Source organism: Photorhabdus sp. RM71S (assembly GCF_042879355.1).
GTDB classification, from domain to species: domain Bacteria; phylum Pseudomonadota; class Gammaproteobacteria; order Enterobacterales; family Enterobacteriaceae; genus Photorhabdus; species Photorhabdus kayaii.
Window position 1 is genome coordinate 1 of record NZ_JBHFKV010000074.1, and the last position, 16,189, is coordinate 16,189.

Annotated in this window: 13 protein-coding genes and 2 pseudogenes; 2 read left to right on the forward strand and 13 right to left on the reverse strand. The window is 45.3% G+C overall.

Annotation, left to right across the window (positions count from 1 at the left end):
* Positions 1-306: 306 nt before the first annotated feature.
* The 4 genes and pseudogenes from ACGF5R_RS22175 to ACGF5R_RS22190 form a co-directional block, all read right to left on the reverse strand.
* Positions 307-819, reverse strand: coding sequence for a hypothetical protein (locus tag ACGF5R_RS22175; protein ID WP_387692766.1), 513 nt, complete (start codon positions 817-819; stop codon positions 307-309).
* Between the two features lie 576 nt (positions 820-1,395).
* Positions 1,396-1,695: a helix-turn-helix domain-containing protein gene (locus tag ACGF5R_RS22180; RefSeq protein ID WP_112879325.1), complete on the reverse strand. Its 300-nt coding sequence runs from the start codon at positions 1,693-1,695 to the stop codon at positions 1,396-1,398.
* A gap of 133 nt (positions 1,696-1,828) precedes the next feature.
* On the reverse strand, positions 1,829-2,116 hold the full coding sequence (locus tag ACGF5R_RS22185) for a helix-turn-helix domain-containing protein (RefSeq protein WP_387692772.1): 288 nt from the start codon (positions 2,114-2,116) through the stop codon (positions 1,829-1,831).
* Positions 2,111-2,419 (reverse strand): annotated as a pseudogene (locus ACGF5R_RS22190) (type II toxin-antitoxin system RelE/ParE family toxin); the annotation flags it as partial. The gene ACGF5R_RS22185 and the pseudogene ACGF5R_RS22190, both read right to left, overlap by 6 nt.
* A gap of 152 nt (positions 2,420-2,571) precedes the next feature.
* On the opposite strand from ACGF5R_RS22190, the gene ACGF5R_RS22195 reads away from it, so the two are divergent.
* Together ACGF5R_RS22195 and ACGF5R_RS22200 are read left to right on the forward strand one after the other, a co-directional pair.
* A complete protein-coding gene (locus ACGF5R_RS22195; RefSeq protein ID WP_387692768.1) occupies positions 2,572-2,922 on the forward strand; it encodes a type II toxin-antitoxin system RelE/ParE family toxin in 351 nt (116 codons plus the stop codon).
* 5 nt (positions 2,923-2,927) lie between these two features.
* Entirely contained in the window at positions 2,928-3,230 is a 303-nt protein-coding gene (locus tag ACGF5R_RS22200) for a helix-turn-helix domain-containing protein (RefSeq protein WP_112879328.1), read from the forward strand.
* Positions 3,231-3,503: 273 nt separating this feature from the next.
* Here the strand turns inward: ACGF5R_RS22200 and rpoC are convergent, their stop codons facing one another.
* The 9 genes and pseudogenes from rpoC to tuf all read right to left on the reverse strand — a co-directional run.
* Positions 3,504-7,724: a DNA-directed RNA polymerase subunit beta' gene (gene rpoC / locus ACGF5R_RS22205; RefSeq protein ID WP_112879329.1), complete on the reverse strand. Its 4,221-nt coding sequence runs from the start codon at positions 7,722-7,724 to the stop codon at positions 3,504-3,506.
* A 130-nt stretch (positions 7,725-7,854) separates the two neighbouring features.
* Positions 7,855-11,883 carry a DNA-directed RNA polymerase subunit beta gene (rpoB, locus tag ACGF5R_RS22210; protein ID WP_387692770.1) on the reverse strand — a complete coding sequence of 1,343 codons (4,029 nt, stop codon included), beginning with the start codon at positions 11,881-11,883 and terminating at the stop codon, positions 7,855-7,857.
* Positions 11,884-12,222: 339 nt separating this feature from the next.
* The gene (gene rplL, locus ACGF5R_RS22215; protein WP_112879331.1) at positions 12,223-12,594 is read right to left on the reverse strand and encodes a 50S ribosomal protein L7/L12; all 372 of its coding nucleotides are present in this window, start codon (positions 12,592-12,594) and stop codon (positions 12,223-12,225) included.
* Between the two features lie 63 nt (positions 12,595-12,657).
* Positions 12,658-13,164: a 50S ribosomal protein L10 gene (gene rplJ, locus ACGF5R_RS22220; RefSeq protein WP_112879332.1), complete on the reverse strand. Its 507-nt coding sequence runs from the start codon at positions 13,162-13,164 to the stop codon at positions 12,658-12,660.
* Between the two features lie 315 nt (positions 13,165-13,479).
* Positions 13,480-14,181: a 50S ribosomal protein L1 gene (gene rplA, locus ACGF5R_RS22225; protein ID WP_112879333.1), complete on the reverse strand. Its 702-nt coding sequence runs from the start codon at positions 14,179-14,181 to the stop codon at positions 13,480-13,482.
* Between the two features lie 3 nt (positions 14,182-14,184).
* Positions 14,185-14,613, reverse strand: a complete 429-nt coding sequence (rplK, locus tag ACGF5R_RS22230) for a 50S ribosomal protein L11 (RefSeq protein WP_011144821.1) — start codon at positions 14,611-14,613, stop codon at positions 14,185-14,187.
* Positions 14,614-14,774: 161 nt separating this feature from the next.
* A complete protein-coding gene (nusG, locus tag ACGF5R_RS22235) occupies positions 14,775-15,320 on the reverse strand; it encodes a transcription termination/antitermination protein NusG (protein WP_011144820.1) in 546 nt (181 codons plus the stop codon).
* A 1-nt stretch (position 15,321) separates the two neighbouring features.
* The gene (gene secE, locus ACGF5R_RS22240) at positions 15,322-15,705 is read right to left on the reverse strand and encodes a preprotein translocase subunit SecE (RefSeq protein ID WP_112879334.1); all 384 of its coding nucleotides are present in this window, start codon (positions 15,703-15,705) and stop codon (positions 15,322-15,324) included.
* A 274-nt stretch (positions 15,706-15,979) separates the two neighbouring features.
* A pseudogene (gene tuf / locus ACGF5R_RS22245) lies at positions 15,980-16,189 on the reverse strand (elongation factor Tu); the annotation flags it as partial.

Consider the following 16,189-nt stretch of genomic DNA (forward strand, 5'->3'; position numbering starts at 1 on the left):
ATCGCCCCCGAAAAACACGGGGTGGGAAAACACCGAATGAATTATTTAAGGGAATACGAACATGTTTACTTCCAGATTAACGATGTTGCACTTATTATGTGAATCTACCAATCACAGATATAATTGTACCGGGAGCTGTGTTTGATAAACCTATTACTTCCACCGTAGTATCATCAAAACCTAATACCGATAATTCTTTCCCAACAGTTAACAACTTAATATCGCTGTAGCGAGGACACTGCTTTGCATAAGCAATCCAATTGTTATTTACTTCCAGATTAACGATGTTGCACTTATTATGTGAATCTACCTTTTATTAATATTATCTATTTCATTAAAATCTCTCAGGTCTACATCGATTTTAGTACATCCTTCTACTACTATTTCTGTAAAATCAAAAACGTTCACTCTGCTACAGATGTATTTTTCGAAAATCTTTGAATAACATTTGATTTTTCTTTCATCTGAGTAACAAACCGTCGCATCTACATCATTACTATGTGTTTGTTTGGCACTTTCTATTATCAAAGTTGGTGATTTTACACTTTCATCTATTCCAAAATCGCTAAGCATATTAATGGATACTCGTCTGTGTTTAAGAGTGAATTCACATTTTCTTGTTATAAGAATTGACAAGCATATATCGTTTATTTTATAAAAAAATGCTTTTATCTCACTAGAAAGATTATATTCCATTTCTTTCATATTTTTCCAAATAAAATAACCTAAGCTCCCTATATCACGCTTATAAAAATTATTTATTAGGATATAATTCTCTTCCGTTATATCTTCATAGTTCAGGTTTACTCCATTCTCCATTATTTTGCCCCGTTATTTTATATTGGCGACAATGGCTTCTCATTTTTAGTTTATATTCATTTCCAAGTATATGAATCATGAAATATTGTATTTTATGACCTGTATCATAATTTAAAGATCCAACAGGAGAAAAAACTGCGATTATTTATCCTGAAAAATTAAATTGAAGTCTTCATCAATCATGCAAGAATACGGATAAAAATAGGTACTTTAAAGAGAATAATCTTTCATAAATTCTATGTGATGGGACTTTAAATGAAATAATTATATTGACCAGACCCTTGAATTAAATACGATGAGCTATTTCTGCATATCGAATAATATCCCTTACATAGCTAAGGTGATTTTGCCGGTACCAAATTCATGGAATACTTAATCATCAGTGTATATTTCGATGAGCATGAGCGCTGCTTGAATCACTGTACGATCAACTATCCTGTGATCCTGTGACTATTCCCCGATCGACTGGACGAGACTTCCCATTCCACCGACTGTCGCTCATACTTAACAAATCTGACACGAACCTCTGTGGGCAGAAATGACGAGATCCGCCACTTTTACTGAGGCAACGCCATATCAAATACGGACTACGATATGTTTACCATCAGGAAGTTGAACATCAAGGATTAACTCTCCACCTAACGCTGCAACGTAGCGTTTCAATGTTGAAAGTTTAGGGTTATTACCAGGCTGTTCTATTTTAGCAATAATCGGTTGCTTGACCCCAAGCGCAATTGCCAGCTCAGTTTGTGAAACATCGAGAGCCTCGCGGATCTGATAAAGCCCTATCTCCCGTTTCACTTCATCAACTTTTTTAGCAATCCTACGGCGGCTTTCAGGGCTGCGTTTTTCAAGCAATTCATCAAGTGTGATCATACTCAGTTTTCCAAGATGGGAGGGGAATTAATTCACACAATTATTTTACCTCTTGCTTTTACAAGAATTTCATTAATAGAGTCAAAATATGAAAGGAAGGGTTAGCAATGCCCTAACCCCATAGCACAGAGAATTACAACGTAATTTGTGGGTTCTGGATACCACAGGCTTGCGCATAGCGCACTAATGTTTCTATACTAGCTTTTGTTACATTATTTTCCATTTTCGTCACCGTTGGCGGCGTAACCCCCATTCTTTCCGCGACTTGCGAGCGAGTAAGTCCAGCAAACTTACGCCACTCTGCAAGGGTTTCTTGCAATCTTTCTTTACGTTCTTCAGCTTCGTAGGCGGCTTTAAATTCAGAGTCTTTCATCATTTCTGCCAGAATCTCTGAATGTGTCTTATATTTCTTCAGTTTCATTTCCTCCAATCTGCGAAATGCTAAAGCTATCTCACTTGGGTTGATTTTTTGTGTTTTCTTTATATAAACTCGCAGCATATATATTTGTTTTCCTGTCTGATATACCCATAATCCGCGTGCTATATCTCCCCCCATTGTTCGAATTTCGTAAAGACCATTTCCCAAATGTTTTGTGTCCGGTTCACGTAGTGAGCGAGGATCTTTTTCCAGCTTTCCAATCAACCTTACAAGTTTTACCCCTACTTTTGCTGGCAAAGACTTAATTTCTTGTTCGGCCTCATCATGGTATTTAACTATAAACACTCTGATTTCCTCCTAATGCAAAAAATTAACCCAAAGGATAATTTTCATCAAGAGGAAAATTGCGTTTTAATGAAATATCACTTCTGACTAGATTTCTTGACTATAGATTTTCATCTATATAGCATTTAACCTATATTGAGTAAGCAGTAGTTATGTGGGCTATCGAAACGACGGACACCTTTGATGCATGGTTCGATACTTTGGATGACACCGACAGGGCCAATATGCTAGCTTCAATAATAGCACTTCGGGAAAGAGGCCCTATGTTGCCCAGGCCATACGCAGATACTGTGAACAGTTCATGCCACAGCAACATGAAAGAATTACGTGTCCAAAGCAAAGGCGCCCCGCTCCGAGCATTCTTTGCGTTCGACCCCAAGCGGAGAGGAATTTTACTTTGCGCCGGTAACAAAACCGGAAACGAGAAACGGTTTTATGAAACGATGATTCCGATTGCTGACCGTGAGTTCACGGCACATCTGGAAAAGTTAAAAAAGGAGTAAATACTATGGCAAGAACTCTTGATCAAATATTAGCAAATGAAAAGCCCGAAGTTGTTGCCAATGCACAAGCTACGGCAACAGAAATGTTGCTAAACATCCATCTGGCAGAACTTCGTGAGCGGGTACAAAAGACCCAAGGTGAAATAGCTCTGGCTCTTGGTATCAAGCAACCCACGGTTTCCGACATGGAGAAGCTTGGCCGCGACTTGAAACTGTCTTCCCTCAAACGTTACGTTGAGGCAACAGGTAGCAAGCTGCGTCTCGATATCGAGTTACCCGACGGTACCCACTACGGATTTTCTGTTTAACCACAAACACTCCGGTAGCCCTCACGGATATATTTAAGATCAATATCCGCATCGATTTTTTTACGTGCCAGATGATTGTGAGGAACGAGGTCTTCAAGTGAACTCTTTTCGGAAAGAAAAATTTGAGGAGAGGATTTTTAACGTGGCGGCAAGTTCCATTTTGTGAACGAAACTTGATTAAAACAGAGCACCAAGTAAAAATTGGCACGTTATCAACAAGTTGAAATGCCCTCCAAAAAGGAGGGCATTTAGTTAGCTAGCGTGTTCTAAGAATTACTTCTTATCGCCACCAAAACCGGCATTCAACAGTTCTGCCAAGTTCGCAGTAGCCTCATCGACACTCACTTGTGGTGCCTCAGCAGGCTCATTCAATTGGCGACGACGTATGCGATCCTGATGGTAAGCATAACCGGTACCGGCAGGGATCAGACGACCGACGATGACGTTTTCTTTCAAGCCACGCAGTTCATCACGTTTACCTGCAACCGCAGCCTCAGTCAGCACGCGGGTCGTTTCCTGGAACGATGCCGCAGAGATGAAGGATTCAGTCGCCAGAGACGCTTTGGTGATACCCAACAGGTCACGGCCATAAGTTGCAGGCACTTTACCTTCTTGCTCCAGCTTACGGTTCGCCACTTTAACGCGGGCATATTCAACCTGTTCGCCTTCCAAGAACTCGGAACTACCTGTACTTTCAATGGTTGCTTTACGCAGCATCTGACGAACGATAACCTCAATGTGTTTATCGTTAATCTTAACCCCTTGCAGGCGGTAAACTTCCTGAACTTCGTTGGTGATGTAACGGGTAACCGCATGAACACCACGCAGGCGCAAGATGTCGTGTGGAGACTCTGGACCATCAGAGATCACGTCACCACGTTCAACCACTTCACCTTCGAACACGTTGAGCTGACGCCATTTAGGGATCATCTCTTCGTAAGCATCACCACCATCTAATGGGGAGATAACCAGACGGCGTTTGCCCTTGGTTTCTTTACCAAAGGAGACAATACCGCTGACTTCAGCCAGGATAGCTGGCTCTTTCGGACGACGTGCTTCGAACAAGTCAGCAACACGCGGCAGACCACCGGTAATATCTTTCGTACCGCCGGATTCCTGAGGAATACGCGCTAAGGTGTCACCCGCAGAGATGCTGACGCCATCGTCTAACTGAACAATTGCTTTGCCTGGCAGGAAATATTGAGCAGGCATATCAGTACCTGGGATCAATACATCGTTACCCTTGGCGTCAACAATTTTCAGCGCCGGACGCAGATCTTTACCACTACCAGTACGCTCTGCACTATCCAGAACAACCAGTGAAGATAGACCTGTTAATTCGTCAGTCTGACGGGTAATGGTCTGGCCATCTATCATGTCAGCGAAACGGATGATACCAGATACTTCACTGACAACTGGCATGGTGTGCGGGTCCCAGTTAGCAACGGTTTCACCGCCATTAACGGTTTCGCCATCACCTTTACCCAGTACCGCACCGTAAGGCACTTTATAGCTTTCTTTAGTACGACCAAATTCGTCGATCAAACACAGTTCAGTGTTACGGGAAGTAATCACCAGTTTACCTGCGGAGTTCGTCACGGATTTAGCGTTAAACAGTTTCAGGCTACCTTTATTACGTACCTGAATGCTGGATTCGGCTGCCGCACGAGACGCCGCACCACCGATGTGGAACGTACGCATCGTCAACTGTGTACCCGGCTCACCGATGGACTGAGCCGCAATAACACCAACCGCCTCACCTTTATTGATGATGTGTCCGCGAGCAAGGTCACGACCATAGCAGTTAGCACAAACACCGAAGTCAGTTTCACAACTTACAACAGAACGTACTTTAATGCTGTCAACGGAGCTCTCTTCTAACAGATCACACCATTTTTCATTCAGCAAGGTGTTACGTGGAACCAGAATGTCAGCAGTACCCGGTTTTAGAACATCTTCCGCCGTCACACGACCCAATACACGCTCGCGCAGTGGTTCTTTAACATCACCACCTTCAATAACCGGCGTCATCAGAATACCGTCGTGCGTACCACAGTCATCTTCTGTAACAACCAAGTCTTGCGCCACGTCAACCAGACGACGAGTCAGGTAACCAGAGTTCGCCGTTTTCAGTGCGGTATCCGCCAAACCTTTACGAGCACCGTGGGTTGAAATAAAGTACTGGAGTACGTTCAAACCTTCACGGAAGTTCGCTGTAATTGGGGTTTCGATGATGGATCCGTCTGGCTTAGCCATCAAGCCACGCATACCCGCCAACTGACGGATCTGAGCGGCAGAACCACGCGCGCCAGAGTCAGCCATCATAAAGATGCTGTTGAAGGAAACTTGTTGTTCTTCCTCACCATCACGGTTAATGACTGTTTCGGTAGACAAGTTTTCCATCATTGCCTTAGCAACACGCTCGTTTGCCGCAGCCCAGATATCGATAACTTTGTTATACCGTTCACCGGCTGTTACCAAACCAGACTGGAACTGTTCCTGAATTTCAGCAACTTCCGCTTCTGCTTCTGCAATGATCCCGGCTTTTTTCTCTGGGATGACCATGTCATCGATCCCAACAGATGCACCTGAACGTGCAGCGTAGGCAAAGCCGGTATACATGATCTGGTCAGCAAAAATAACCGTTGGCTTCAAGCCCATCACACGGTAACAAGTGTTCAGCATTTTGGAGATAGCTTTCTTACCCAGTGGTTGGTTAACCAAGGAGTAAGGCAGACCTCTTGGTACGATCATCCACAGAATTGCACGACCAATAGTCGTATCAACCAGACCTGTGTTGGTCGTGATATTGCCTTCACCGTCTTTCACTTCTTCAGTGATACGGACTTTAACGCGGGCATGCAGAGAAGCCAGACCTGCGCGATATACGCGTTCTGCTTCTTTAGGCCCGGTCAATACCATGCCTTCGCCTTTAGCGTTAACACAGTCACGGGTCATGTAGTACAGACCCAGAACAACGTCCTGAGATGGAACGATGATTGGCTCACCACTCGCTGGAGACAAGATGTTGTTAGTAGACATCATCAGCGCACGCGCTTCTAACTGGGCTTCCAGTGTCAGCGGTACGTGAACAGCCATCTGGTCACCGTCGAAGTCGGCGTTATATGCCGCACACACCAGTGGGTGCAACTGAATCGCTTTACCTTCGATCAGAACCGGTTCGAATGCCTGAATACCCAAACGGTGAAGTGTCGGTGCACGGTTTAGCAGAACCGGGTGCTCACGAATAACTTCATCCAAGATATCCCATACCACCGCCTCTTCACGCTCAACCATCTTTTTGGCTGCTTTAATCGTGGTCGCCAAACCACGCAGTTCCAGCTTGCCATAGATGAATGGCTTAAACAGCTCCAGTGCCATCTTCTTAGGCAGACCACACTGATGCAGACGCAGGTAAGGACCTACAGTAATTACGGAACGACCGGAATAGTCAACTCGTTTACCCAACAGGTTCTGACGGAAACGACCTTGTTTACCCTTGATCATATCAGCCAAGGATTTCAGCGGACGCTTGTTAGAACCAGTAATGGCACGACCACGACGACCGTTATCCAGCAAAGCATCAACCGCTTCCTGCAACATACGTTTTTCGTTGCGAACAATGATATCTGGCGCAGCCAGATCCAACAGGCGCTTCAAACGGTTGTTACGGTTAATAACACGACGATAGAGATCGTTCAGATCCGAAGTGGCAAAACGGCCGCCATCCAGTGGAACCAATGGACGTAAATCCGGTGGCAGAACTGGCAGAACCGTCAGAACCATCCATTCTGGTTTGTTACCAGACTGAATAAAGGCTTCCAACAGTTTAATACGTTTGGTCAGCTTTTTACGTTTAGTTTCAGAGTTAGTTTCGTTTAACTCTTCACGCAACGTTTCACACTCATTTTCCAGATCGAGATTTTTCAGCAAAGACTGGATAGCTTCCGCTCCCATCTTCGCATCGAATTCATCACCAAACTCTTCCAGTGCATCCAAGTATTGCTCTTCTGTCAGGATCTGACTGCGTTCCAAGCTGGTCATACCGCCTTCTACAACCACATAGGATTCGAAGTACAGTACACGCTCAATATCACGCAGTGGCATATCCAGCAACAAACCGATGCGAGATGGCAATGATTTCAGGAACCAAATGTGTGCCGTTGGAGAAGCCAGTTCAATGTGACCCATACGTTCACGACGAACTTTAGTTTGGGTAACTTCTACACCACACTTCTCACAAATTACACCACGGTGTTTCAGGCGCTTGTATTTACCACACAAGCACTCATAGTCTTTTACCGGTCCGAAAATACGGGCACAGAAAAGGCCGTCACGCTCTGGTTTGAACGTACGGTAGTTAATTGTTTCCGGCTTTTTCACTTCACCAAATGACCACGAACGGATCATATCTGGCGAGGCCAGAGCAATTTTGATCGCATCAAACTCTTCGGTCTTAGTTTGCGCTTTCAGAAACTTCAATAAGTCTTTCACGAAATGGCTCCTGTCGGAGTTAGACCTGTCAGGAGAGCAGCCCATGCCGCTCCCCCCTATGACCAGTGCAACCACTGGCTGGTAAACTGCCCGTCATATCCATTCAGGGCAGTACCAGCGGGAATACGATTTATTCGTCTTCCAGCTCGATGTTAATACCCAGAGAGCGGATCTCTTTCAACAATACGTTGAAGGATTCCGGCATACCTGGCTCCATCTGATGGTTGCCATCCACGATGTTTTTATACATCTTGGTACGGCCGTTAACATCGTCGGACTTGACGGTGAGCATTTCCTGCAAGGTGTACGCGGCACCATATGCTTCCAATGCCCACACTTCCATCTCACCGAAGCGTTGACCACCGAACTGCGCCTTACCACCCAACGGTTGCTGAGTAACCAGGCTGTACGAACCGGTTGAACGGGCGTGCATTTTGTCATCCACCAGGTGGTTCAGCTTCAGCATATACATGTAGCCAACAGTAACCTGACGCTCAAATTGCTCACCGGTACGGCCATCAAACAGGGTAATTTGACCAGAAGTTGGCAAGTCACCCAGTTTCAGCAGCTCTTTAATTTCTTTCTCTTTCGCACCATCAAACACAGGTGTCGCAATTGGCATACCTTTTTTCAGGTTTTCTGCCAAACGCATAACTTCTTCATCAGAGAAAGTGCTCAGATCAACTTTCTGACGGGTTTCATCACCCAGGTCATAAGCTTTCTGGATAAATTCACGCAGTTTGGCAACTTCCTGCTGCTGTTTCAGCATCGCATTGATCTTGTCGCCAATACCTTTCGCCGCCATACCCAGATGCGTTTCCAAGATCTGACCAATGTTCATACGTGATGGTACGCCCAGTGGATTCAATACGATATCTACCGGAGTGCCGTTTTCATCGTAAGGCATATCTTCGATCGGGTTGATCTTGGAGATAACACCCTTGTTACCGTGGCGACCCGCCATCTTATCACCAGGCTGAATCTGACGTTTAACCGCCAGATAAACTTTGACGATTTTCAGCACACCCGGCGCCAAATCATCACCCTGTGTGATCTTACGGCGTTTAGCATCCAGCTTTTTCTCGAACTCAGCTTTGAGTTCGTCATACTGTTCAGCCAACTGTTCCAACTGATTCTGTTTCTCTTCATCAGCCAGACCCAGTTCTAACCAACGCTCACGAGGCAGTTTATCCAGTTTTTCCGCTTCAATGCCGCCAGCAATTAAGACAGAACGGATACGTGCAAACAGGCCAGCTTCAAAGATTTGCAACTCTTCTGTCAGGTCTTTCTTAGCCTGACGCAGTTGCATCTCTTCGATTTCCAAAGCACGCTTATCTTTTTCTACGCCATCACGGGTAAATACCTGTACGTCGATAACCGTACCGGATACGCCATTTGGTACGCGCAGAGAAGAGTCTTTAACATCAGACGCTTTCTCACCGAAAATAGCTCGCAGCAATTTTTCTTCTGGCGTTAGCTGAGTTTCACCTTTAGGTGTCACTTTACCAACCAGAATGTCACCGCCGGTCACTTCTGCGCCAATATAAACAATACCGGACTCATCCAGTTTGGAGAGCGCAGCCTCACCCACGTTAGGAATGTCAGCCGTGATCTCTTCAGGCCCTAATTTGGTATCACGAGATACGCAAGCCAGTTCCTGGATATGAATGGTTGTAAAGCGATCTTCCTGGACGACACGCTCAGAAACTAAGATGGAGTCCTCGAAGTTATAACCATTCCACGGCATGAACGCTACGCGCATGTTCTGACCTAGCGCGAGTTCACCCAAGTCAGTAGATGGCCCATCAGCCAGTACATCGCCGCGTTCCACGGGTTCGCCCAAAGAGACACATGGCATTTGGTTAATACAGGTGTTCTGGTTAGAACGGGTATATTTCGTCAGGTTATAAATATCAATACCTGCTTCACCCGGATACATTTCATCTTCGTTTACTTTGATAACGATACGAGATGCATCGACGTACTGAACTACACCACCGCGCTTAGCAACAGAAGTTACACCTGAGTCAACCGCTACTGCACGTTCCATACCCGTACCAACCAACGGCTTATCAGCACGCAGAGTAGGTACAGCCTGACGTTGCATGTTTGCACCCATCAATGCACGGTTTGCGTCATCGTGTTCCAAGAATGGGATCAAGGAAGCACCAACGGAAACCACCTGCTGGGTGGAAACGTCCATATACTCAACCTGCTCACGGTTAAATAAGCTGGATTCACCATAATTACGGCAAGTTATCAGATCTTCAACGAAGTGACCTTCATCATCTAATACGGTGTTCGCCTGTGCGATAACGAAGTTACCTTCTTCAATCGCGGACAGATAGTGAATTTCATCAGTAACAACACCATCACGAACCAGACGATACGGGGTTTCAAGGAAACCATACTCGTTAGTCTGCGCATAAACAGACAATGAGTTAATCAGACCGATGTTCGGACCTTCAGGGGTTTCGATTGGACATACACGGCCATAGTGGGTTGGGTGTACGTCACGCACTTCGAAGCCAGCACGCTCACGGGTCAAACCACCTGGACCCAACGCAGAGATACGGCGTTTGTGAGTGATTTCAGAAAGTGGGTTGTTTTGGTCCATAAACTGAGACAGTTGGCTGGAACCAAAGAATTCTTTCACTGCGGCTGAAATCGGCTTAGCGTTGATCATGTCCTGAGGCATCAGTGTATCCAGATCACCCAAGGACAGACGCTCTTTAACCGCACGCTCAACACGTACCAGACCAACACGGAACTGGTTTTCTGCCATCTCGCCAACAGAACGGATACGACGGTTGCCTAAGTGGTCGATATCGTCGACTTCACCTTTACCATTGCGGATATCAATCAGTTTCTTCATGACATCGATGATGTCATCTTTACTCAGAATACCGGAACCTTCAACTTCTTCCCGACTCAATGAGCGGTTGAATTTCATACGACCAACCGCAGAAAGATCATAACGATCTTCTGAGAAGAACAGATTTTCAAACAGATTTTCTGCCGCTTCACGGGTTGGTGGTTCACCAGGACGCATCATGCGATAAATCTCAACCAAAGCACTCAAACGGTCATTGGTTGGATCAACACGAAGTGTCTCGGAAATATATGCGCCGTGATCTAAATCGTTGGTGAACAATGTTTCGATAGATTTGTGACCAGACTGGCTCAAACGTGCCAACAGATCTAAAGAGAGCTCCATGTTAGCAGCACAGATAATTTCACCTGTATTGACATCAATGTAGTCTCTTGCAACAACTTTACCCGCAATGTATTCAACAGGAACCTCAATACGGTTCACTTCGTCTTTTTCTAACTGGCGGATATGACGTGCGGTAATACGACGGCCTTTTTCAACATAAACCTTGCCGTTTGCTTCAATATCGAAAGAAGCAGTTTCACCACGCAAACGTTCTGGTACCAGAGTCATTTGCAGTCTGTTGTCACGAATTTCGAAAATCGTTTTACTGAAGAACAGGTTCAAAATCTCTTCAGTGCTGTAATTCATTGCACGCATAATAATCGTTGCCGGCAATTTACGACGGCGGTCAATGCGCACAAACAGATTATCTTTTGGATCGAATTCGAAATCTAACCAAGAACCACGGTAAGGAATAATACGTGCGTTATACAGTACTTTACCGGATGAGTGAGTTTTACCCTTATCGCTGTCAAAGAATACACCAGGACTACGATGCAACTGGGAGACAATAACTCGCTCAGTACCATTGATAACAAAAGTACCGTTGTCAGTCATGAGCGGAATTTCACCCATGTAGACTTCTTGCTCTTTGATATCTTTGACCGTGCCTTCCGGTGCTTCACGTTCATAGATAACCAGACGCAACTTAACGCGCAGAGGTGCAGAATAAGTTACACCTCGAATCTGGCACTCTTTAACATCAAACACTGGCTCACCAAGACGGTAGCTAACGTATTGCAGCTCCGAACTGCCACTGTAGCTCTGAATTGGGAATACAGAACGGAATGCCGCTTCTAAACCATTCTGGCCTTCTGGATCTTGCTCGATAAACTTCTGGAACGAGTCAAGTTGGATAGAAAGGAGATAAGGTACGTCCAACACTTGCGGACGCTTACCAAAATCCTTACGAATACGTTTTTTCTCGGTATAGGAGTAAACCATAGGGTTCCTCAGCTCGCTGATCAGTGACCCACTCTGCCCGCCCTAAAGGACAGCTCTTTACAACACTGTTTTTTCGAACAGAAAATTGAATTATTTTCCGTAATACTCATTACTATTACTCTTAAATCATTTCATTGCATTACATTACTACCGAGCTACCCGAGTGGATCGTAGCTGAGAACGCAGTATATTAAGTCGTCAATAGGAAAAAGTATTTGGGGGTTAATTAACAGCCAAACAGTGGAAATGCTGCTAATGCCCTACAGCGCAAAAAGGCTGGTGATTTTTTAATCACCAGCCATCAGCCTTTAAAGTCAGGCTGCTAACTCAAAACTAAACTTACTTGATCTCAACAGAAGCACCAGCTTCTTCCAGAGATTTTTTCAGCGCTTCAGCATCATCTTTGCTGATGCCTTCTTTCAATGTAGCGTTTGGAGCGCTTTCAACCAGATCTTTAGCTTCTTTCAGACCCAAGCCAGTTGCGCCACGTACTGCTTTGATAACAGCAACTTTGTTACCGCCAATAGCAGACAGAACAACGTCAAACTCAGTTTGTTCTTCAACAGCTTCAGCAGCACCGCTAGCAGCAACAGCTACCGCCGCCGCCGCAGAAACGCCGAATTTGTCTTCCATTGCAGTGATCAGTTCAACAACATCCATGACGGACATTGTTGCAACTGCGTCCAGAATTTGTTCTTTATTGATAGACATAACAAGTGTTCCTAAAATTCAGAAATAATTTATACGTTAAAAAGCAACGAAGGAAATCGGCAATTAAGCTACTTCTTTCTGCTCGCGTGACTCGCGTAACGCAGCCAGAGTACGAACCAGTTTGCCTGCAACGGCTTCTTTCATGGTTGACATCAGGCGTGCGATTGCTTCTTCGTAAGTCGGGAGTGTTGCCAAACGGTCAATATTGGCCGCAGGAATAAACTCACCTTCAAAGGCTGCTGCTTTAATCTCGAATGCTGGATTCGCTTTCGCGAACTCTTTGAACAGACGAGCAGCTGCGCCCGGGTGTTCGTTAGAGAAAGCAATCAAGGTTGGACCAACAAACGCTTCTTTCAGGCACTCATAGGCAGTACCTTCAACAGCACGGCAGATCAACGTGTTACGAACAACACGAATGTAAACGCCAGCTTCGCGACCTGCTTTACGCAGTTCAGTCATTTTATCTACAGTAACGCCACGGGAATCCGCAACAACCGCAGACAGCGCGCCTTTGGCAACTTCGCTGACTTCAGCAACAATCGCTTGTTTGTCTTGAAGATTTAGTGCCATTAGCTTCTTGCTCCTGGATTAACCGGGAAGAACCCGGAACTCACATCGCTCATAACACCATAAAGGGGCCTGAGCTCTAAAACACGGTGAGCAGAATCCAGAAATGAATTTCATTTGGCTCTGTCACCGTCTACGCAGGAATATTAAGTAATTACTTACACCTGCGGTCTTGGACGGGGCTTGGATTAGGCCAAGCTCCAACCGAAAATTTTTTATTTAGCTAATAAAAAACTTACTAGCCAAACATAAGGCGCCAAATTTTAGACAAATCTGACGCCAAGGTAAAGCGATAATCACAATCACATTCAGCTAAAATTAAGCTGAAGCATTCAGACCAGACTGGTCAATCGCAACACCTGCGCCCATGGTAGTGGACAGGCTAACTTTCTTAATATAAATACCCTTAGCAGAAGATGGTTTGGCTTTTTTCAGCGCAACCAGCAGAGCTTCCAGGTTTTCTTTCAATTTGTCAGTGTCGAAGTCAACTTTACCAATGGTGGTGTGGATAATGCCGTTTTTATCGTTACGGTAACGAACCTGACCCGCTTTAGCATTCTGAACAGCTTCAGCAACATTAGGAGTTACAGTACCCACTTTAGGGTTTGGCATCAAACCACGAGGACCCAGGATTTGACCCAATTGGCCAACAACGCGCATTGCATCTGGAGAAGCGATAACAACGTCAAAGTCCATTTCGCCTTTTTTAACCCGTTCAGCCAAATCTTCCATACCTACCAGTTCAGCGCCTGCTGCTTTAGCAGCTTCTGCATTTGCGCCTTGGGTAAATACAGCTACGCGAACGGAACGGCCAGTACCGTGAGGCAGTACCGTTGCACCACGCACGTTCTGGTCAGATTTACGAGCGTCGATGCCGAGATTAACAGCAACGTCAACGCTTTCTACGAATTTAGCGGTAGCCAGCTCTTTCAGCAGAACAACGGCTTCGTTAATGTCATACTGCTTAGTTGAATCCACTTTTTCACGGATTGTGCGCATGCGCTTGGTCAGTTTAGCCATTGATTAACCCTCCACTACCAGGCCCATGGAACGAGCAGTACCTTCAATTGAACGCATCATTGCGTCAACGCTAGCACCTGTCATATCCGCAGCTTTAGTTTCAGCAATTTCACGAATCTGCGCGCTGGTCACTTTACCAACTTTGTCTTTGTTCGGTTTGCCGGAACCCGATTTAATGCCCGCAGCTTTCTTCAACAAAACAGCCGCTGGTGGGGTTTTAGTAACGAAAGTGAAGGAACGATCAGAATAAACAGTGATCACAACAGGAATTGGCAGACCTTTTTCAATGCTGTCAGTTTTAGCATTGAACGCCTTACAGAATTCCATGATGTTAACACCCTGCTGACCCAGAGCAGGACCTACTGGAGGGCTTGGGTTAGCCATACCAGCTGCAACTTGCAACTTGACATAGGCCTGTACTTTCTTAGCCATTGATAATTTTCCTCTATGTGGGTGATATCGCCTTTGATTTAAAAGGCTCCCCTGTCATTTCAGTCCCGCCTTATCCAGGCCAGACTACTAAAAAACAAAAGGCGCGAAATTGTATGTTAATTTCTCACCTATTGCAAGCCAGCAAAAGATACGCTCGAAAATTACGCCTTCTCTACCTGGCTGAAATCCAGCTCAACCGGTGTCGCACGACCAAAGATAGAAACTGAAACTTTCAGGCGGCTCTTCTCGTAATCGACTTCTTCCACAACACCATTGAAGTCTGCGAATGGACCATCGCTGACACGAACCATTTCGCCTGGTTCGAACAATGTTTTTGGCCGTGGTTTATCACCAACCTGCTGAAGGCGATTCATAATCGCATCAACTTCTTTATCACTGATTGGTGCCGGACGGTCAGATGTACCACCGATAAAACCCATGACGCGTGGTACGCTGCGAACGAGATGCCATGTTGCATCGTTCATGATCATTTGTACCAGCACATACCCAGGGAAGAATTTGCGTTCACTTTTGCGACGCTGGCCGCTACGAATCTCAACAACTTCCTCTGTTGGCACCATCACTTCGCCAAAAGAATCTTCCATATCATGTAGTTTGATATGTTCACGTAAAGATTGTGCAACACGACCTTCAAACCCGGAAAATGCCTGTATAACATACCAACGTTTTTTTGGGGAATCTGACATCTTAGAACCTCAGGCCTGTAATAAGTGAAACTAAACGCACCAGGATACCGTCAAGACCCCAGAGGATCAAAGACATCAATGCAGTCACCGCCGCAACAATCAAAGTCGTGTGCAGCGCTTCCTGGCGAGTTGGCCAAATGACTTTGCGCATTTCAATGCGGGCTTCACGAGCGAAAGCCAGTGTGGTTTTACCCTTTGCAGTCCAGAGCGCAGCCGCTCCCGCAAGAGCAACAATAACAACAACCGCCATCGCGCGTAGAGGAAGGCTATACTCCCGATAAAGGTAGTTTCCAACGATAGCAACCGTTAATAAGGCTGCCACTAATAGCCATTTCATTACTTCAAGACTACGCCTGCTTTCTTGAGCATCGCTATTCGTACTCATAAACCAACCTGTAACTATGATTTAAATAGATAGCCAGCTTGCCTCGCAAGAGCAAAACAAATCAGACCGAACCAAAAAATTTGAGTGATTGTATCTGACTTGGCGCCATAATTCAGTATGACATTGTATATCTGAGAGCGATATAGCCAATTCGTTGCATCAGAGCCTATCTCACCAATAATTAAAAACAACTATTGATGAGATAGGTTCTTATTAAGACAACGTACAAAAAGGGCATCGGTTGATGCCCTTTTAGTGTAATCACATCAAAAAATTATGCGATAACTTTAGCAACAACACCAGCACCTACTGTACGTCCACCTTCACGGATAGCGAAGCGCAGACCCTGGTCCATTGCGATTGGGGCAATCAGGGTAACTTTCATCTGAATGTTATCACCTGGCATCACCATTTCCACGCCTTCTGGCAGTTCAATGGTACCGGTCACGTCAGTTGTACGGAAGTAGAACTGTGGACGGTAGCC